The following is an 18,265-nucleotide window of genomic DNA, read 5'->3' as shown; positions in this document are numbered from 1 at the left end:
GACACCACAACTCAAAAACATATAAGGAAAGCACCCGTTGCCGGTTATCACCGGTGACGGGTGCTTTTCCGTATGCGGAATTCTTGCTCGCGTTTATCGGGGTATTTCGGGTCTTGTGCATTTATTCCGTTTTCTTTTAGCGACCGTTTACTGTTACAGAACCGTTGTCTTCCGTTTTCCCGGCCAGCCGGTTTTCTGCGGTTCTCCTGCGTCCCCGCAGGTGAGTCCGTGTCCGCTGGCACGGTAACGGCGCCGGTGCCCCCGCCCGATGGTCATTCAGGAGGGGCGGCCCAGGCTCTTGAACAGGGCCCGGGCACCCTCGCCGACCTGCACGTCCAGTGCACCAGACGGTAGAATTTATTGGTTGTAACCCCAATTGACGACGACATCCGAGAGCAGGACACATCTGATGGGAAAGCACTCGTTCCGTCCGCACCGCAGTAACGAGTCGCGTGAAGGGCAGGCGGCCGAGACCGCGCCGACCACCCCGACGAAGGACTCCTCCTCCGAGGGTGGTTCGAGCGCCCTGGGGGCCGGCGGACTGTTCACCCACGAGCCCGCGCCCGCGAAGGAGACCGCGGGGGAGTCGGAGGACGTCACCGGCACCGATCTCCCGGCCGCGGAGGCTGACCCGTCGGCCGCCGGCGCCGCCGAAGAGACGAATGCAGACAAGGAATCGGCCACGGCGACCGAGGCCGCCAGGCCCACCAGCACCGACGCCACTGAGCCCACGGACGCCGCCGACGACGCCCAGCCCTTGCAGGGCTGGGCCGCAACCTCGGAGGCGAGCGCGGGCGAGCGCGACGTCGTCAAGCGGAAGGAATCCTCCCAGGACGTCGCCGCCGAGGCCGTCGGGCTGGTCAAGCGCTACGGCCAGGGCGAGGCCGTCGTCACCGCTCTCGCGGGCGTCAACGTGGCCTTCCAACGCGGCCGCTTCACCGCCATCATGGGCCCGTCAGGCTCGGGCAAGTCGACGCTGATGCACTGCATGGCCGGCCTCGACTCCGCCACCGACGGCAAGACCTTCATCGGGGAGACGGACCTGTCCGCGCTGAAGGACAAGGAGATGACCGCCCTGCGCCGCGACCGCCTCGGCTTCATCTTCCAGTCCTTCAACCTCGTGCCCACACTCACCGCCGCCGAGAACATCACCCTGCCCACCGACATCGCCGGCAACGACGTCCCGCAGGAGTGGTTCGACGAGGTCACCCGCCGCCTCGGCCTGGCCGAGCGCCTCTCGCACCGCCCGGCCGAGCTCTCCGGCGGCCAACAGCAGCGCGTGGCCTGCGCCCGCGCGCTCGTCTCCCGCCCGGAGATCATCTTCGGCGACGAGCCGACCGGCAACCTCGACTCGAACTCCTCGGCCGAGGTCCTCGACATCCTGCGCACAGCCGTCGACCGCGACGGCCAGACCGTCGTGATCGTCACCCACGACCCGCGTGCGGCGTCCTACGCCGACCGCGTGATCTTCCTGGCCGACGGGCAGATCGTCGAGGAGCTGGAGGACCCGACCATCGAGCAGATCGCCGCCACGATGACCGGAATCGAGGGCTAGTCCCTGATGGCACTCAGCAGTCCCGCGATGCGCCGCGTCTCGCTGCGCAACATCGCCTCGCACAAACTCCGTCTGACCCTGACCGTCATCGCGGTCGTGCTCGGCACCGCGTTCATCTCCGGCGCGTTCATGTTCACGAAGGCGTTGTCGAACACCTTCGACAACGCCGTGGCGACCAGCTTCGACGGCGTCGACGTCGTGCTCAGCCCCGGTGAGGGCGAGACCGGCATCCCGCTCGCCGAACTCGACACCCTGCGCGCCGACGAGAAGATCGGCACCGTCAACATCCAGTCCGGCACCACCGTCGCCGTCGGCGACGCCGAGGGCAACGCCCTGCAGTCCGGCGGCACCTCCGCCATCCAGGTCTGGTACCCCGAGGGCGAGTCGGTCAGCATCGTCCAGCCCGTCGTCGAGGGCAACGCCCCCGAGGGCCCCGACCAGGTGGTGGTCAACCAGTACGCCGCGGAGAACTACGGGCTCTCGCCGGGCGACCGGGTCATTGTCGTCGACAAGCAGAACCGCGCCGAGCTCGAGCTGACCGGCATCTACTCCACCGACACCGACCAGGCCAGCAACAACCCGGCGCCCGCCCTCGGTATGTCCGAGGCCAGCTACATCGAGCGCTACACCGACGGCGAGCAGGTCGGCCAGGTCGTCCTCTCCGCCGCCGGCGACCAGTCCGCCGAGGACCTGCTGGGCTACGTCGAGCAGACCTACCCGCAGTTCCAGGCGGACACCGGCGAGAAGCTCGCCGAGGAGATGAGCGAGCAGATCAGCCAGGCGCTGCAGTTCGTCAACTACTTCCTCGTCGCCTTCGGCCTGATCGGGCTTCTGGTGGGCACCTTCCTGATCGCCAACACCTTCTCCATGATCGTCGCCCAGCGCACCAAGGAGTTCGCCCTCCTGCGCGCCCTGGGCGCCTCGCGGCGCCAGATCACCGTCTCGGTCGTCTTCGAGGCCCTCGTCGTCGGTCTGCTCGGCTCGGTCGTCGGCGTCCTAGCCGGCATGGGCCTGGTCGCCCTGATCAAGGCGGTCCTCGCCGCCACCGGCAACGAGCTGACCGGCTCCGGGCTGGGCCTGAGCTGGCAGGCCGTGGTCATCCCGATCGTGCTCGGCACCGTGGTGACCATCCTCTCCGCCTGGGCACCGGCCCAGCGCGCCGGCCAGGTCCAGCCCGTCGAGGCGATGCGCTCGACCGAGGCGTCCACCTCGACCCCGCTGACCGCGCGCACGATCCTCGGCGTCGTCCTGACCCTGATCGGCATCGGCGCCGCCATGTGGGGCGCGCTCAACGAGGACTGGAGCTCCAACACCCGCGCCATCCTCGTCGGCGTGGGCCTGGTCGCCGTCATCATCGGGTTCTTCTTCGCCGGCCCGGCGCTGTCCATCCCGGTCGTGCCGAGCGTGGGCCGCGTCATCGGCCTGCCCTTCGGCGCGGTCGGCCGGCTGGCCGCCACGAACTCGCGGCGCAACCCGCGGCGCGTGGCCACCACCGCCTTCGCGCTGACCCTCGGCATCGCGCTGGTCACCGCGATCGGCATGCTCGGCCAGACGATGAAGACCTCGATGGCGGAGTTCTACGAGGACAACATGCGCTCCGACTTCGTGCTCGCCGGGCCCACCAGCGGCCAGTTCCCGCTGCCCGCCGAGACGGTCGACGAGGCCCGCGAGGTCGACGGCGTGGCCGAGCTCGGCGAGGTCTACCTGGTCCCGCTCGTCGTCGACGGCGAGCCCGCGCAGCCGGGCAACCCCTACGGCGAGGCGATCGAGGGCGACATCACCACCGCGCTGCCGCTGGACCTTAAGGAGGTCGCCCCGGGCGCGGACAAGGACGAGGTCGCCCACGTCGACGGCGAGGAGGGCTTCTTCGCCACCCCGGGCCTGGCCGCCGAGCGCGGTTGGACCGTCGGCGAGACCTACCAGCTCAGCGGCGGGCCCGGCGGCCAGACCGTCGAGGCACCCCTGCTGGGCACCTTCGACGGCACCGGCCCGATGGTCATGCCCGTCATCGCCACCAAGACCACGGCCGAGCAGTTCGCCGCGCCGGGCACGATGCAGCTCTACCAGGTCGCCGTGACCAAGACCGAGGACGCGGACGCCGACGACCTGCGCGCCGGCCTCGAGGACGCGGTCAAGCAGCTGCTTGTCGTCCAGGTCATGGACTCCAAGGACCTCGCCGAGGAGATGGGCGGGGCCATCGACGCCATGCTCAACATCCTCTACGGCATGCTCGCCCTCGCCGTGGTGATCGCGGTGCTGGGCATCGTCAACACGCTCACCCTCAACGTCATCGAGCGTCGCCAGGAGATCGGAATGCTGCGCGCGGTGGGCACCCAGCGCCGCCAGGTGCGCACGATGATCATCCTGGAGGCCGTCGCCATCGCGATCTTCGGCGCCCTGGCCGGCATCGCGATCGGCCTGGGCCTGGGCTGGGCGTTCCTGCGCGTGCTCGCCGAGGAGGGCCTGGACACCCTCTCGGTGCCCTGGGCGCTCATCGGGTGGATGCTCGTCGGCTCCGCGGTCGTGGGCGTGCTCGCGGCGCTGTGGCCGGCCGCTAGCGCGGCGCGCACGGCACCGTTGGACGCGATCGCCGAGGATTGATTGCCGACGTCCCGGTGGTGACGGCGGCTGCGCCACCCTCACCGCGGGCAACGGCGCCGGCGCGCCGCCACCGGGGGAGCGGCGCCTACTGGCTGAGCCAGAGGCCCAGGCCGGCGAAGGCCAGCCCGCCGAGCACGGTCGCGGCCGCGTAGCCGGCCAGCTTCCACCACCGGCGGGCCTTGGCCAGCCCGCCGAACTCGGCGACCAGCGTCGAGAGAGTGGACAGCGCCCCGGCGAAGCCGGCGGCCAGCGCCGTGTGCGCGATGCCGTCGATGCCGAAGGCCACGCCCGCGGCCAGCGAGCCGCCCATGTTGGCCAGCCAGGTGCCCGCCAGGCCGCCGGGGAAGCGCGCCAGCAGGTAGCGCAGGGCGCCGCCCAGCGCACCGGTGCCGGCGACGCAGACAAGGACCAGCGCGGGCGTCGTCAAGCTCACTTCGCCCTCCCCTCGGGGCGGGTGTGGTGCACCGTGCGGTGGGCGCGGGCCCGCTCGGCCGCGCGCACGGCGCGCGCGGCGGCGTCAGGGTCGGAGGTGCAGTGGTGCCGCCAGGTGCGGCGCTCGGCGAGCACGTCGCCGACGCACCAGGCGGCGAACCCGCCCAGCACCGTCGCGGCGAGGTAGGCCACGGCCTCCCAGGCCGGCACGTGGTAGAAGACGACGACCACCGCGGAGAAGCTGCTGAAGCCGCCGAGCACGCCCTTGCCCCAGAACAGGCCGGGACGGAAGAAGCCCATCGCCAGGCAGGCCAGCAGGTTGATGCCCAGCAGCGGCCACAGGGAGCCGGGGGAGAGGCCCTGCAGCCCGAAGCGGGCGCAGGCGCCGACGACGGCGCCGCAGGCCACGACCAGCGTGCGCCCGGTCTCCCGGGTCATGGTGCGGGCGAGGTCTGCGGCGGTCACGCCCTGAAATTCTAGCCGGGCGCGGCGGCGGGCCCGGGTGCGGCCCGGGGGCTCAGCGCCAGTCGGAGCCGGTGGCCTCGAGGTGGCGGCGCACCGCGTCGGCGTCGGCGGTCAGCTTCGGGTCGAATTCCAGGTACTCCTTGGTCTCCTTGGCCACCAGGCCGGAGAGCAGCAGCAGGCCGATCAGGTTCGGCAGCGCCATCAGGGCGTTGGCCAGGTCCGCGAAGGTCCACACCAGGGTCAGCTCGGTGGTCGCGCCGACGAAGACGACGCAGGTGAAGAACAGGCGGTAGGGCAGGGAGAACTTCCAGCCCAGCAGGGCTACCACGCAGCGCTCGCCGTAGTAGGCCCAGCCGAGGATGGTGGAGAAGGCGAAGAAGACGACCGACAGGGAGACGATCGTGCCGCCCCAGTGGCCCGGCAGCGCGGTGGAAAAGGCGTCCGCGGTCATCGTCGCGGCGTTCTCCTCGCCGCGGTCCCACACGCCCGTGGTCACGATGCACAGGCCGGTGATGGAGACGACGATGATCGTGTCGATGAAGGTCTGGGTCATCGAGACCAGGCCCTGGCGCACCGGGTGGGTGGTCTTGGCCGCCGCGGCCGCGATCGCCGCCGAGCCCATGCCGGACTCGTTGGAGAAGATGCCGCGGGCGACACCCATCTGGATGACGACCAGGAAGGCCGAGCCGACGAAACCGCCGGTGGCCGCCGTGCCGGTGAACGCGTCGGTGAAGATCAGCTCGAAGGCGGCGGGCAGCGAGGTGATGTTGAGCAGCAGGACCACGATGCCGCCGACGACGTAGACGATGATCATCATCGGCACGAACGCCGAGGTGATCTTGCCGATCGACTGGATGCCGCCGAGCAGCACCGCGCCGATGCCGACGAAGAGCAGCGCGCCGGTGGCCACCGGGTCCAGCCCGAAGGTGCCCTGCATGCCGTGGGCGACGGCGTTGCCCTGGGTGGTGTTGCCGATGCCGAAGGAGGCGATGATGGCGAAGAGGGTGAACAGGAAGCCCAGGATCTTGCCGGTCGGGCCCTTGATGCCGCGGCGCAGGTACTCCTGCGGGCCGCCGGCCTGCTCGCCGTTGTGGTCGGTGGTGCGGAAGCGCACGCCCAAAAACGCCTCGGTGTACTTCGAGGCCATGCCGACCAGGCCGGTGACCCACACCCACAGCAGCGAGCCGGGCCCGCCGATGGAGATGGCTGTGGCCACACCGACGATGTTGCCCACGCCGACGGTGGCGGCCAGGGCGGTGGTCAGCGCCTGGTAGTTGGTGATGTCGCCCTCGACGTCCTCGCCCTCGCCGCCGTCGATGAAGGCCTTGCGCAGGGAGCGGCCGAGAGTGCGGAACTGGAGGAAGCCCAGCCGGCACGTCAGGTACAGGCCGGTGCCCAGCAGCAGCGGGATGAGGATGAACGGTCCCCACACCACCGCGGCGACGGAACCGAGGAAGTCATTGAGCGTGTCCATGGTCACAGAATCTAATTCCCGATAGGTACGGAAGGAAGTGAAAAGGGGCATTCTCACCCGAGCGGGGGTATCGAATCACCGTGCGCGTCCCGCGACCCTGCACGCCCGGGCCGAAACGGGGGACAATGGGTGCCGGAGGCGCGACGTCGTCCACGCGACGACCGCACGCGCACGCACCGTCACCCGGACGCAAAGGAGATCCAGGACCCCATGGCACACGAACGCGCAGGCCAGCCCGCCCGCCCCGAGGACCTCATCGATATCGCCGAGGTCGTCACGGCCTACTACACCCGCACCCCCGACGCGGACGACCCCGACCAGGCGGTCGCCTTCGGCACCTCCGGGCACCGCGGCTCCTCCCTGGACACGGCCTTCAACGAGAACCACATCCTGGCCATCACCCAGGCCATCGTCGAGTACCGCCGCGCCCACGAGATCGGCGGCCCGGTCTACATCGGCCGCGACACCCACGCGCTGTCCGAGCCCGCCATGGTCTCCGCCCTGGAGGTGCTCAAGGCCAACGGGGTGCCCGTGCGCGTCGACGCCGCCGGGCGCTACACCCCGACCCCGGCCGTCAGCCACGCCATCCTCGCCCACAACGCGAAGCTCGCCGGCGGGGTGACCGGCACCGACCCGAAGCGCGCCGACGGCATCGTCATCACGCCCTCGCACAACCCGCCGCGCGACGGCGGCTTCAAGTACAACCCGCCGTCCGGCGGCCCGGCCGGCGCGGACGCCACCGACTGGATCGCCGACCGCGCCAACGAGATCCTGCGCGGGGGGCTGGCCGACGTGCGCCGCACCCCGGTCAGCGGCGTGCGCGACGGGTTCGCCGAGGCGTTCGACTTCATGGGCGAGTACATCGCGGACCTTCCCAACGTCGTCGACCTGGACGCGATCCGCAAGGCCGGCCTGCACATCGGCGCCGACCCGATGGGCGGTGCCTCCGTGGACTACTGGGGTGCCATCGCCGAGGCCCACAACCTCGACCTCGAGTTGGTCAACCCGCAGATCGACGCGACCTGGCGCTTCATGACCCTGGACACCGACGGCAAGATCCGCATGGACTGCTCGAGCCCGGACGCGATGGCCTCGCTGATCGCCAACCGCGACACCTTCGACATCGCCACCGGCAACGACGCCGACGCCGACCGCCACGGCATCGTCACCCCGGACGCCGGGCTGATGAACCCGAACCACTACCTGGCCGTGGCCATCGAGTACCTGTTCAGTCACCGTCCGGGCTGGCCGGCCTCGACCGCCGTGGGCAAGACCCTGGTCTCCTCTTCGATGATCGACCGCGTGGTCGCCGAGATCGGCCGCGAGCTCGTCGAGGTGCCCGTCGGCTTCAAGTGGTTCGTGCCGGGGCTCATCGACGGCACCATCGGCTTCGGCGGCGAGGAGTCCGCCGGTGCGTCCTTCCTGTGCACCGACGGCACCGTGTGGTCGACCGACAAGGACGGCCTGATTATGGACCTGCTGGCCGCGGAGATCACCGCCGTGACCGGCAAGACGCCCTCGCAGCGCTACGCGGAGCTGGCCGAGAAGTTCGGCGCCCCGGCCTACGCGCGCACCGACGAGCCGGCCAACCGCGAGCAGAAGGCAGTGCTCAAGAAGCTGTCCCCGCAGGACGTCTCGGCCACCGAGCTGGCCGGCGAGCCGATCGTGGACAAACTCGTCGACGCCCCCGGCAACGGCGCGGCCATCGGCGGGCTGAAGGTGACCACGGAGAACGCCTGGTTCGCCGCCCGGCCCTCCGGCACCGAGGACAAGTACAAGATCTACGCGGAGTCCTTCCGCGGCGCCGAGCACCTCGCCCAGGTGCAGGAGGCCGCCCAGGCGGTCGTCTCGGAGGTGCTCAAGTAGCGCTGGCGCGGGCTGCGGCGCGCTGCGCCGGCCCGCCGAAGCGGCCCCGGGTGCGCGCCGGGTGCGGCCGGAGCGCCCCGGTAGCGCACCCCGCACAATGATGGGCGACCCCACGCGACCTGCGTGGGGTCGCCGTTCTGGGCTAGACTCCGTCGGCGAACGACACGGGCCGGGGCCGACCCCGCCCGTCCAACGAAAGGAAACGAGAGCGCGCACGTGAGCAGCACCGTCAAGTCGCCGAACCAGAAGAGCAACGGCTTCCTGTGGGCCGTCATCGCCGTGGTCGTCATCGCGGCCGTGGTTATCGGCTACATCATCATCTCGGGCCAGTCGAAGAGCAAGGTCGAATTCGAGGGCCAGGTCGAACCCGTGGCCATGAGCCAGCAGATCGACGACGAGGCCTTCAAGCTGACCGCGGAGGACTCCGCCAAGACCGACGACAAGACGCCGAAGGTCGAGATCTACGAGGACTTCCTCTGCCCGAGCTGCGCCGAGCTCGCCATGGCCGACAAGGACCAGCTCAAGGACGCCATCGAGGCCGGCGACATGGACGTGGCGATCCGCACGATGTCCTTCCTGGACCGCGGCAACGAGGACGGCCAGTCCCACCACATCCTGGCGGCCGTCTACGCCGTCGGCGAGTCCGGCGACGCCGAGCTGTACTGGAACTACCGCCAGTACCTGCTCGAGCACCAGCAGGACATCTACCAGCAGTGGGGCGACGAGGAGCTCGCCGACCTTGCCGAGCAGATGGGCGCCGACGGTGACGTCGTCTCGAACATCCGTGACGGCAAGTTCACCGAGGAGGCCCGCCAGTTCGGCAAGGACAACGAGGACCGCCTGCGCGACACCGAGGGCGGCGTGTCCTCCCCTCGTATCTTCGTCGACGGCGAGGAGATCCAGCTGAGCAAGGACTGGGTCGAGAGGACCCGCCGTTAGCTGTAGCGCCCGCGACGCGATTTCCGACGTCCCGTCGGTCGCCGTCGCCGGCCCCCGCACCCGTGCCGTAATTGCGGCCGGGAGCGGGGGATTTGGTCGTTTCAGGGTGGGCCATGTACATTGTCAGGAGTCTTGAGGGGCTATGGCGCAGCTGGTAGCGCACCACACTGGCAGTGTGGGGGTCACGGGTTCGAATCCCGTTAGCTCCACTCCGGAAAGGCCGTTTTCGGTCCGCCCGGTCAACTTAATACCTACGGGGCTATGGCGCAGCTGGTAGCGCACCACACTGGCAGTGTGGGGGTCACGGGTTCGAATCCCGTTAGCTCCACTTCCCGGAGGCGGGCCGTTCGAGAGAGCGGCCCGCCTCTTTTTCTGTGTCCTCCCGCGCCCCGGGGACCCCGTTCGGGAGCCGGGGCCGCGGAGCGTCGCCGCCGCCGGTGAGACCACATGCCCGTGCCTACATGAGACCCGCCGCAGCGAGGAAGGCGACAAAAGGGGATAATGGGAGACATGAGTAACTACGATTCCACCGAAGGTGTCGTCCAGTACCTCGACGAGTCGGAGTCGCGGGAGAAGCTCGCCTCCGCCCAGCTGGGTCGCGTCGTCGTGCGCCGCTCCGACGACATGGACATCTTCCCCGTCAACTTCGTCATCGACGACCGCGGAGACATCTACTTCCGCAGCGCCGAGGGCAACAAGCTGTTCACCATCAACCTCAACCACGACGTCCTCTTCGAGGTCGACAACGTGGACAAGGAGGCCAACCGCGCCTGGTCCGTGGTGGTGCGCGGCAACGCCGAGCTGCTGCAGCACGCCGACGAGATCGAGTACGCCGACAGCCTGAACGTGCGCCCGTGGCTGCCGACGCTGAAGTACAACTACGTCAAGATCACCGCCTCGGAGTTCTCCGGGCGCGCCTTCCAGCTCGGAGAGGAGCCCGACGGATACGGATGGGACGGCAGGGGATAACCAAGCACCCGGGCCAGCGTGACGCCGCGCGTGCCGAGGCCGCCGGCCTGGCCTGGCTGCGCGAGGCCAGCGACCGCGTCGTCGAGGTCCTCGAGGTCACCGACTCTTCATTGACGACGGCCCGCGTCGCCCCCGCCCGCCCGACCCCCGAGGCCGCGCGGCGCGCCGGGCGCGAGCTCGCCCGCATCCACGACGCCGGCGCCGGGTCCTTCGGCTGCCCGCCGCCCGGCTGGACGGGGCTGAACTACATCGGCACCCAGCCGCAGGCCTGCGAGCCGCGCGAGCGCTGGGCGGACTTCTACGTCGAGCAGCGCGTGCTGCCCTTCGCCCAGGCGGCGCACGAGGCCGGCAACATTGACGACGCCGCGTGGGACACCGTCCGGCGCGCCTGCGCCGCCGTGCGCGACTCCGACGCGTTCGATGCCGCGAAGCCGGCACGCATCCACGGTGACCTGTGGGCGGGCAACCTGCTCTTCGGCGCGGACGGCCCGGCCTTCATCGACCCGGCGGCCCACGGCGGGCACCGCGAGACGGATCTGGCGATGCTCGACCTGTTCGGCGCGCCCTTTATCGAGGAGATCCGCGCCGGCTACGAGGAGGCCCACCCGCTGCCGAAGGGCTGGCTGGACTTCACCTGCGTCCACCAGCTGCACCCGCTGGCCGTGCACGCCTTCACGCACGGGCCGTCTTACGGCCACGCGCTCGAGTCCCGCGCCGCGGAGACGCTCGACCTCCTCGGCTAGCGCCCCGCCAGGGCGGGACGCTTACCCCGGGGATGCCGGCCGACGCGGCTCCCGCCGGCGGTACACCGGCCGGTGGGGCAGGGGCCGATTACCGTCGCCACCGGCGAGAGGGCGCTAGCCCCGCGTGGCGTGCTCCGTGCGGCGCCACCAGGTGTCGGCGGGGCCGGCCGGCAGGTGGCGCTTGTGCTCGCCGCGGTGCCAGTGCCGTTCGATGGTCTCCGCGTCGGCCTCGTCGACCTCGTGGCCCTCCAGGTAGGCGTCGATGGCCCGGTAGGTCACCCCGAGCGCTTCCTCGTCCGGCAGCGCCGGGCGCTCCTCCTCCAGATCGGCGGTGGGCACCTTCTCCCACGTGGACGCCGGCGCGCCCAGCCGCTCGAGCAGCGCGGCGCCCTGGCGCTTGTCCAGGCCGGCCAGCGGCAGGACGTCGGCGGCGCCGTCGCCGAACTTGGTGAAGAACCCGGTGACGTTCTCCGCGGCGTGGTCGGTGCCGACCACCAGCGCGCCGAGCTCGCCGGCCAGCGCGTACTGCGCGATCATCCGCTGGCGGGCCTTGACGTTGCCGAGGTTGAAGTCGCCGAGCCGCTCGAAGCCCAGCGCCTCGGCCGCCGCCGCGCCCATCGCCGCGGTCGCCGGGGCGATGTCCACGGTCACCGAGCGGTCCGGGGCGATGAACCGCAGCGCGGTCTGGGCGTCGTCCTCGTCGGCCTGCACCCCGTGCGGCAGGCGCACCGCGGTGAACTCGGCCTCTCCGCCCTCGGCGCGCACCCGCTCGCAGGCCAGCTGGGCCAGGCGGCCTGCCAGTGTGGAGTCCTGCCCGCCGGAGATGCCCAGCACGTAGCCGCGCGCGCCGGTGACGGTCAGGTAGTCGGCGAGGAAGGAGATACGCGCCTCGATCTCGCCGGCGGTGTCGATGCGCGGGCGCACGCCGAGGGTGTCGATGATGTGCGCCTGCAGCGGACGCGGGGCGGGGGAGGGGGTGTCGGTCGGCTGATTCATGGCTCCGACTCTACTGCCGGGGCACGTAAGCGGCGGCGGCGTTTTGGCCGATCGGCCCCGGTGCGGTAACATGGCTGCTCGTTCGTGGCCCGACGCGCCCTTGAGGCGCCGCCGGGCCGCCGTGGCGACGCGGGGGGGATCCCGCGCCCGTCATGCCCGCCCATCAGCTTGAGGTGCGCGAGCGCGCACGCGAAACAGGAAGGAGCGCCCGATGAAGGTCCGCAAGTCGCTTCGGTCGCTGAAGAACAAGCCGGGTGCCCAGGTTGTGCGGCGCCACGGCAAGGTCTACGTGATCAACAAGAAGGATCCCCGCTTCAAGGCCCGCCAGGGTTAATCGAGGATCCCGGGTGCGGCGCCCGTAGGGCGTCGCATCACTCCGCGAAGGCGGTCTTCCCCGCGACGTGGATCACCCTCAAAGGGTGTTTCCGCGCACACCGGGAGGGCCGCCTTCCGCCTTTCCAGGCGAAATGCCAGCCGTGTAACTACACGGCCCGGATGAGGCCTCCACATGTAGTGGCCGCATTCTCCGCCCAGCTGGGAATATCACGAACGTAACTACTACATGTAGTGAGTCTTGCGGAAATCGACCACAACGGATAGTGTCGGAGGGGTCGCGCAGGGAAGCGCCGGCAACCACCGGGGGACCGGTCGGTCGCCGCGCCGAGCGCAGGGAAACACGGGAACGAGAAGCGAGGAAGCCCCACGATGGCCATCACCGTCTACACCAAGCCGGCCTGCATGCAGTGCAACGCCACCAAGAAGGCGCTGGACCGCGCCGGCCTCGACTACACCACCGTCGACATCTCCATGGACGACGAGGCCCGCGACTACGTCATGGCCCTCGGCCACCTCTCCGCCCCGGTCGTCGAGGTCGACGGCGAGACCTGGTCCGGCTTCCGCCCGGACCGCATCAAGGCGCTGGCCGGCAAGGCTGCCTAAGAGGCCGCCACCCGGCCACCCGGCCGACCGGCCCGCCCCGGCAGGCACCGCACGCGGCGGGCGGGCGTCCACCGGAGCCCACGCACCCACGGTGCGGCCGCGCGCCAGGGGCGAGTAACGCGACGTCGGCGAGCACGACGCGCCACAACTGGATGAATCGCAGAAACCCACGAAACCCCCGTGCGGGTCGCCGCCAGGCGCACCCGTAGGGGGTTTTCCCGGAAAGGACGTGAGCGGCCGTGCTGGTCGTCTACTTCTCCTCGGCAACCGAGAACACCCGCCGGTTCGTCGACCGCCTCGGGCTGCCGGCCAAGCGCATCCCGCTGCACCGCACCGACCCGCCGCTGCACGTCGACGAGCCCTACGTCCTGATCTGCCCCACCTACGGCGGCGGCGCCTCCATCACCGGCAAGAACTCCCGCCCCGTGCCCAAGCAGGTCATCCGCTTCCTCAACGACGAGCACAACCGCTCGTTCATCCGCGCCGTCATCGCCTCGGGAAACTCGAACTTCGGCACCGACTTCGGACTCGCCGGAGACGTCATCTCCGCTAAGTGCAAGGTGCCCTACGTCTACCGCTTCGAGCTCTTGGGCACCGCCGAGGACGTCGAGCGCGTCCGCGAGGGGCTGACCGAATACGCCGGCGAACTCGGCCTCGAACCCGTCGCCTGACCGGCCGCCCGGGCGCCGCGCCGGGCGGCACGGGTACAACGGACACAGGACCGTCCCCGCAGACCCGCCGGAATTAGACTGCACCGCAGCACCGCAACAGCACCGCACCGCACAAGAAGAACCGTTAGCGAAAGGCCAGATCAACCGTGAGCCAGGACCTGGGTAAGACCGTCGCCGAGCCCGCCCGCCGCGAGGAGCAGCTCGACTACCACGCCCTCAACGCACTGCTGAACCTCTACGACGAGGACGGGCGCATCCAGTTCGAGAAGGACCGCGAGGCGGCCAACCAGTTCTTCCTCCAGCACGTCAACCAGAACACCGTCTTCTTCCACGACCTGCGCGAGAAGCTCGACTACCTGGTGGACAACAAGTACTACGATCCGGAGGTGCTGGCGAAGTACTCCTTCGAGTTCATCAAGAGCCTCTTCCAGCGCGCCTACGCCTTCAAGTTCCGCTTCCAGACCTTCCTGGGCGCGTACAAGTACTACACCTCCTACACGCTGAAGACCTTCGACGGGCGCCGCTACCTCGAGCGCTTCGAGGACCGCGTCTCCATGGTCGCCCTCGCGCTCGCCGACGGCGACGAGAAGCTCGCCGAGGGGCTGGTCGACGAGATCATGTCCGGCCGCTTCCAGCCGGCCACCCCGACCTTCCTCAACGAGGGCAAGGCCCAGCGCGGCGAGCCCGTCAGCTGCTTCCTGCTGCGCATCGAGGACAACATGGAGTCCATCGGGCGCGCCATCAACTCCGCGCTGCAGCTGTCCAAGCGCGGCGGCGGCGTCGCGCTGCTGCTGAGCAACCTGCGCGAGGCCGGCGCCCCGATCAAGCACATCGAGAACCAGTCCTCCGGTGTGATCCCCGTGATGAAGCTGCTCGAGGACTCCTTCTCCTACGCCAACCAGCTCGGCGCGCGCCAGGGCGCCGGCGCGGTCTACCTGTCCGCGCACCACCCGGACATCCTGAAGTTCCTCGACACCAAGCGCGAGAACGCCGACGAGAAGATCCGCATCAAGACCCTCTCGCTCGGCGTGGTCATCCCGGACATCACCTTCGAGCTGGCCAAGCGCAACGAGGACATGTACCTGTTCAGCCCGTACGACGTCGAGCGCATCTACGGCAAGCCCTTCGGCGACATCTCGATCACCGAGCACTACGCGGAGATGGTCGAGGATCCGCGCATCCGCAAGACCAAGATCAACGCCCGCCACTTCTTCCAGACGGTCGCGGAGATCCAGTTCGAGTCCGGCTACCCCTACATCGTCTTCGAGGACACGGTCAACGCGGCCAACCCGATCGAGGGCCGGATCAACATGTCCAACCTGTGCTCCGAGATCCTGCAGGTCAACACGCCCAGCGAGTTCAACGACGACCTGACCTACTCGCACATCGGCCAGGACATCTCCTGCAACCTCGGCTCGCTGAACATCGCCAAGACGATGGACTCGCCCGACTTCGCCAAGACCATCGAGACCGCCGTGCGCGGACTGACCGCCGTCTCCGAGCAGACCTCCATCGACTCGGTACCCTCGATCCGCGAGGGCAACAAGGCCGCCCACGCCATCGGCCTGGGCCAGATGAACCTGCACGGCTACCTCGGCCGCGAGCACATCCACTACGGCTCGGAGGAGGGCCTGGACTTCACCAACGCCTACTTCGCCGCGGTGCTCCACGCTGCGCTGCGGGCCTCCAACAAGCTGGCGCAGGAGCGCGGCGAGACCTTCGAGAACTTCGAGAACTCCGACTACGCCGACGGCTCCTACTTCGACCGCTTCGACCCGGCCGAGTTCGCGCCGCGCACCGAGCGCGTCCGCGAGCTCTTCGCCGCTTCCACCATCCACACCCCGTCCGCCGAGGACTGGGCGCAGCTGAAGGCCGACGTCATGGAGCACGGCCTGTTCAACCGCAACCTGCAGGCCATACCGCCGACGGGCTCGATCTCCTACATCAACAACTCGACCTCCTCGATCCACCCGATCGCCTCCAAGATCGAGATCCGCAAGGAGGGCAAGATCGGCCGCGTCTACTACCCGGCGCCGCACATGGACAACGACAACCTGGAGTACTTCCAGGACGCCTACGAGATCGGCTACGAGAAGATCGTCGACACCTACGCCGAGGCGACCAAGTACGTCGACCAGGGCCTGTCGCTGACGCTCTTCTTCAAGGACACGGTGACCACCCGTGACCTCAACAAGGCGCAGATCTACGCCTGGCGCAAGGGCATCAAGACCCTCTACTACATCCGCCTGCGCCAGATGGCGCTCGCCGGCACCGAGGTCGAGGGCTGCGTGAGCTGCATGCTCTAGGTTTCGGCCGGGTGCTCGCCCGAAATTGCCGACGCCCGCGCCACGCCCGCGTCGTGCTTCCCTTCCGGGAGGTGCGGTGCGGGCGTTTTGGCGTGCATGGAGGCGGGGGAGTGGGGCTGCGGGTCGCGCAGACGGCCAGCGCGTGAGCCGGCGCAGCGGGCCCGTTGCCCGCCGCGCTGAGGTCCACGAGCGATGTCGTCTGCGGGGGTGGGGTCGGCGAAACGGGTGGCCTTGCCCGGCGCAGCGCGGGGGTGCCGTTGCTCGCCCCGGCGACGCACGCGGCGTCGGCAAGCGAACGGGCGCCTCTGCTCGCCCCGGGGCGCCGAACCGGGAACTAGTACGCCTGGGCGTCGACCTCGACGAGCAGCGCGCGGCTGAGCTCGGCGGCGTGGGCGGCGTCGCCGTCGGCGATGGCGCGGGCCAGGTCGAGGTGGTGGTGGACCGACTTGTCGGACAGGCGGGCCGGCTGCAGGCCGAACTCGGTGCGCCCGCGCATCACGGAGACGACGGACTCGGTCAGGGCGACGATCATCTCGTTGCCGGAGGCCTCGAGAATCAGGGAGTGGAAGGCGACGTCGACCTCGAGGAAGTCGTCGGTGTCTGCGCGGCCGGCGGCGCCGATCGTGCCCAGGCGGTCGGCCATCTCGAGCAGCTCGGCACGCTGGGCCTCGGTGGCGTGGCGCGCGGCCTCGCGGGCGGCGACCGGCTCGATCGCGGTGCGCAAAAGTGCCAGGGAGCGCAGCTGGTCCTCGCGGGTCTGCTGGGAGTTCAGCCGCCAGCGGATCACCGCCTGGTCGAGCACGGACCACTGGGCCATCGGCTGCACGGTCAGCCCCACCCGGCGGGAGGAGGCGACGAGCCCCAGCTGCTCGAGGGCGCGCATCACCTCGCGGGCGACGGTGCGCGAGATGCCGAAGCGCTCGCTGAGGTCGCCGAGGGTGAACACGGAGCCGACGGGCATCTCCCCGGAGCAGATCTCCCCGCCGAGAACGTCGAGCACGTACTCCAGCAGCGGCCCCGTCCCCGGGTTCGTGCGCGCCATGAGTCCTGCCTTTCGCGGTCCTTGGGTTTCACTTCAACTGTAGTTCATGTGGCGTGACCTGCGGCCACGGCCCCCGCAACGCGTCGGGGCGGGGCCGGGTAGATTGGGTGGGCAAGCCGCGCGCGCCGTCTGAGGCAGGACGCGCGCTACGGAGACCAGGAGTTTTCAAAGGAGTGCACCGATGGCTGAGACCCCGGAACACGTTGAACCGCGCGAGGACTACGACGGCTACATCGCCGACCACGGCGACGTGGTCAAGGCGATCAACTGGAACGAGATCCCCGACGAGAAGGACCTCGAGGTCTGGGACCGCCTGACCGGCAACTTCTGGCTGCCGGAGAAGGTCCCGGTCTCCAACGACATCAAGTCCTGGTCCACGCTCAACGACCTGGAGCAGCAGACGACCATGCGTGTGTTCACCGGCCTGACGCTGCTGGACACGATCCAGGGCACCGTCGGCGCGGTATCGCTGCTGCCGGACGCGACGACGCTGCACGAGGAGGCGGTGTACACCAACATCGCGTTCATGGAGAGCGTGCACGCCAAGAGCTACTCCAACATCTTCATGACCCTGGCGAACACGCCGATGATCAACGACGCCTTCCGCTGGTCCGAGGAGAACGAGAACCTGCAGCGCAAGGCCAAGATCGTGCTGTCCTACTACGAGGGCGACGACCCGCTGCGCAAGAAGGTCGCCTCCACGCTGCTGGAGTCCTTCCTCTTCTACTCGGGCTTCTACCTGCCGATGTACTGGTCCAGCCACGCGAAGCTGACCAACACGGCGGACATCATCCGCCTGATCATCCGCGACGAGGCCGTGCACGGCTACTACATCGGCTACAAGTTCCAGCGTGGCCAGGAGAAGATCACGCAGGCCGAGCGCGATGACCTGAAGGAGTACACCTTCGACCTGCTCTACGACCTCTACGACAACGAGCTGCAGTACACCGAGGACCTCTACGACGAGCTCGGCTGGACCGAGGACGTCAAGCGCTTCCTGCGCTACAACGCCAACAAGGCGCTGATGAACCTCGGTTACGAGGGGCTCTTCCCGGCCGACGAGACCCGCGTCTCCCCGGCGATCCTCTCCGCGCTGTCGCCGAACGCCGACGAGAACCACGACTTCTTCTCCGGCTCCGGTTCCTCCTATGTGATCGGCAAGGCCGAGGAGACCACCGACGACGACTGGGACTTCTAGCCCCCGTCGCCGGCCCGCGCGGCGTGTGCCGCGCTCAATTGCCGACGTCCCGTCCGTCCCCGCCGGCGG

16 protein-coding genes and 2 tRNA genes are annotated in these 18,265 nt (G+C 69.4%); 13 read left to right on the top strand and 5 right to left on the bottom strand.

Annotated features, from left to right (window positions below; all coding sequences use genetic code 11):
* Positions 1 to 856: 856 nt before the first annotated feature.
* Entirely contained in the window at positions 857 to 1,555 is a 699-nt protein-coding gene (locus tag QP119_RS10375) for an ABC transporter ATP-binding protein (protein WP_284775944.1), read from the top strand.
* 6 nt (positions 1,556 to 1,561) lie between these two features.
* Positions 1,562 to 4,156: an ABC transporter permease gene (locus QP119_RS10370; RefSeq protein WP_284775929.1), complete on the top strand. Its 2,595-nt coding sequence runs from the start codon at positions 1,562 to 1,564 to the stop codon at positions 4,154 to 4,156.
* Positions 4,157 to 4,241: 85 nt separating this feature from the next.
* On the opposite strand, the gene QP119_RS10365 is transcribed toward QP119_RS10370, so the two are convergent.
* The 3 genes from QP119_RS10365 to QP119_RS10355 are packed head-to-tail and all read right to left on the bottom strand — an operon-like array spanning position 4,242 to position 6,527.
* Positions 4,242 to 4,589 (bottom strand): CrcB family protein, encoded by a 348-nt coding sequence (locus QP119_RS10365; RefSeq protein ID WP_284775927.1) that lies wholly within the window; start codon positions 4,587 to 4,589, stop codon positions 4,242 to 4,244.
* Positions 4,586 to 5,053: a CrcB family protein gene (locus QP119_RS10360; protein ID WP_284775925.1), complete on the bottom strand. Its 468-nt coding sequence runs from the start codon at positions 5,051 to 5,053 to the stop codon at positions 4,586 to 4,588. Before QP119_RS10360 ends, QP119_RS10365 begins: the two co-directional genes overlap by 4 nt.
* Positions 5,054 to 5,105: 52 nt before the next feature.
* Positions 5,106 to 6,527 (bottom strand): alanine/glycine:cation symporter family protein, encoded by a 1,422-nt coding sequence (locus tag QP119_RS10355; protein ID WP_284775923.1) that lies wholly within the window; start codon positions 6,525 to 6,527, stop codon positions 5,106 to 5,108.
* A gap of 210 nt (positions 6,528 to 6,737) precedes the next feature.
* Here QP119_RS10355 and pgm point away from each other — a divergent pair, with 210 nt between their 5' ends.
* From pgm to QP119_RS10325, 6 genes are all read left to right on the top strand, one after another.
* On the top strand, positions 6,738 to 8,393 hold the full coding sequence (gene pgm / locus QP119_RS10350) for a phosphoglucomutase (alpha-D-glucose-1,6-bisphosphate-dependent) (RefSeq protein ID WP_284775921.1): 1,656 nt from the start codon (positions 6,738 to 6,740) through the stop codon (positions 8,391 to 8,393).
* Between the two features lie 216 nt (positions 8,394 to 8,609).
* On the top strand, positions 8,610 to 9,332 hold the full coding sequence (locus QP119_RS10345; protein ID WP_284775919.1) for a DsbA family protein: 723 nt from the start codon (positions 8,610 to 8,612) through the stop codon (positions 9,330 to 9,332).
* A gap of 136 nt (positions 9,333 to 9,468) precedes the next feature.
* Positions 9,469 to 9,541 (top strand) — tRNA-Ala (locus tag QP119_RS10340).
* Between the two features lie 46 nt (positions 9,542 to 9,587).
* Positions 9,588 to 9,660 (top strand) — tRNA-Ala (locus QP119_RS10335).
* A gap of 182 nt (positions 9,661 to 9,842) precedes the next feature.
* Positions 9,843 to 10,301, top strand: coding sequence for a pyridoxamine 5'-phosphate oxidase family protein (locus QP119_RS10330; protein WP_284775918.1), 459 nt, complete (start codon positions 9,843 to 9,845; stop codon positions 10,299 to 10,301).
* On the top strand, positions 10,283 to 11,044 hold the full coding sequence (locus QP119_RS10325; protein WP_284775916.1) for a fructosamine kinase family protein: 762 nt from the start codon (positions 10,283 to 10,285) through the stop codon (positions 11,042 to 11,044). Before QP119_RS10330 ends, QP119_RS10325 begins: the two co-directional genes overlap by 19 nt.
* Positions 11,045 to 11,158: 114 nt before the next feature.
* Here the strand turns inward: QP119_RS10325 and nadE are convergent, their stop codons facing one another.
* On the bottom strand, positions 11,159 to 12,040 hold the full coding sequence (gene nadE / locus QP119_RS10320) for an ammonia-dependent NAD(+) synthetase (RefSeq protein ID WP_284775914.1): 882 nt from the start codon (positions 12,038 to 12,040) through the stop codon (positions 11,159 to 11,161).
* 211 nt (positions 12,041 to 12,251) lie between these two features.
* Here nadE and ykgO point away from each other — a divergent pair, with 211 nt between their 5' ends.
* The 4 genes from ykgO (at position 12,252) to nrdE (ending at position 15,956) form a co-directional block, all read left to right on the top strand.
* Positions 12,252 to 12,374 carry a type B 50S ribosomal protein L36 gene (gene ykgO / locus QP119_RS10315; RefSeq protein ID WP_005288826.1) on the top strand — a complete coding sequence of 41 codons (123 nt, stop codon included), beginning with the start codon at positions 12,252 to 12,254 and terminating at the stop codon, positions 12,372 to 12,374.
* Positions 12,375 to 12,745: 371 nt separating this feature from the next.
* Positions 12,746 to 12,979: a glutaredoxin-like protein NrdH gene (nrdH, locus tag QP119_RS10310; RefSeq protein WP_075664470.1), complete on the top strand. Its 234-nt coding sequence runs from the start codon at positions 12,746 to 12,748 to the stop codon at positions 12,977 to 12,979.
* A gap of 239 nt (positions 12,980 to 13,218) precedes the next feature.
* Positions 13,219 to 13,650 (top strand): class Ib ribonucleoside-diphosphate reductase assembly flavoprotein NrdI, encoded by a 432-nt coding sequence (gene nrdI, locus QP119_RS10305; protein WP_284775911.1) that lies wholly within the window; start codon positions 13,219 to 13,221, stop codon positions 13,648 to 13,650.
* A 146-nt stretch (positions 13,651 to 13,796) separates the two neighbouring features.
* Positions 13,797 to 15,956 (top strand): class 1b ribonucleoside-diphosphate reductase subunit alpha, encoded by a 2,160-nt coding sequence (gene nrdE, locus QP119_RS10300; protein ID WP_284775910.1) that lies wholly within the window; start codon positions 13,797 to 13,799, stop codon positions 15,954 to 15,956.
* Positions 15,957 to 16,290: 334 nt separating this feature from the next.
* On the opposite strand, the gene QP119_RS10295 is transcribed toward nrdE, so the two are convergent.
* Positions 16,291 to 16,998: a FadR/GntR family transcriptional regulator gene (locus QP119_RS10295; protein ID WP_284775909.1), complete on the bottom strand. Its 708-nt coding sequence runs from the start codon at positions 16,996 to 16,998 to the stop codon at positions 16,291 to 16,293.
* 181 nt (positions 16,999 to 17,179) lie between these two features.
* Between QP119_RS10295 and nrdF the strand changes: the two genes are divergently transcribed.
* A complete protein-coding gene (gene nrdF, locus QP119_RS10290) occupies positions 17,180 to 18,196 on the top strand; it encodes a class 1b ribonucleoside-diphosphate reductase subunit beta (protein ID WP_284775908.1) in 1,017 nt (338 codons plus the stop codon).
* The last annotated feature ends 69 nt before the right edge of the window (positions 18,197 to 18,265 follow it).

This window comes from Corynebacterium frankenforstense (assembly GCF_030211955.1).
Taxonomy (GTDB): Bacteria; Actinomycetota; Actinomycetes; order Mycobacteriales; family Mycobacteriaceae; genus Corynebacterium; species Corynebacterium frankenforstense_A.
Note: the sequence above shows the minus strand (reverse complement) of the source record. Positions and strands in the feature narration are given on the sequence as shown.

What these genes read in the sequence shown, in the direction of transcription:
- nrdH (WP_075664470.1), top strand. Translation starts at nt 12,746, where the DNA reads ATGGCCATCACCGTCTACACCAAGCCGGCCTGCATGCAGTGCAACGCC.
- QP119_RS10295 (WP_284775909.1), bottom strand. Translation starts at nt 16,998, where the DNA reads ATGGCGCGCACGAACCCGGGGACGGGGCCGCTGCTGGAGTACGTGCTC.
- ykgO (WP_005288826.1), top strand. Translation starts at nt 12,252, where the DNA reads ATGAAGGTCCGCAAGTCGCTTCGGTCGCTGAAGAACAAGCCGGGTGCC.
- pgm (WP_284775921.1), top strand. Translation starts at nt 6,738, where the DNA reads ATGGCACACGAACGCGCAGGCCAGCCCGCCCGCCCCGAGGACCTCATC.
- QP119_RS10325 (WP_284775916.1), top strand. Translation starts at nt 10,283, where the DNA reads ATGGGACGGCAGGGGATAACCAAGCACCCGGGCCAGCGTGACGCCGCG.
- QP119_RS10370 (WP_284775929.1), top strand. Translation starts at nt 1,562, where the DNA reads ATGGCACTCAGCAGTCCCGCGATGCGCCGCGTCTCGCTGCGCAACATC.
- nrdF (WP_284775908.1), top strand. Translation starts at nt 17,180, where the DNA reads ATGGCTGAGACCCCGGAACACGTTGAACCGCGCGAGGACTACGACGGC.
- nadE (WP_284775914.1), bottom strand. Translation starts at nt 12,040, where the DNA reads ATGAATCAGCCGACCGACACCCCCTCCCCCGCCCCGCGTCCGCTGCAG.
- QP119_RS10355 (WP_284775923.1), bottom strand. Translation starts at nt 6,527, where the DNA reads ATGGACACGCTCAATGACTTCCTCGGTTCCGTCGCCGCGGTGGTGTGG.
- QP119_RS10330 (WP_284775918.1), top strand. Translation starts at nt 9,843, where the DNA reads ATGAGTAACTACGATTCCACCGAAGGTGTCGTCCAGTACCTCGACGAG.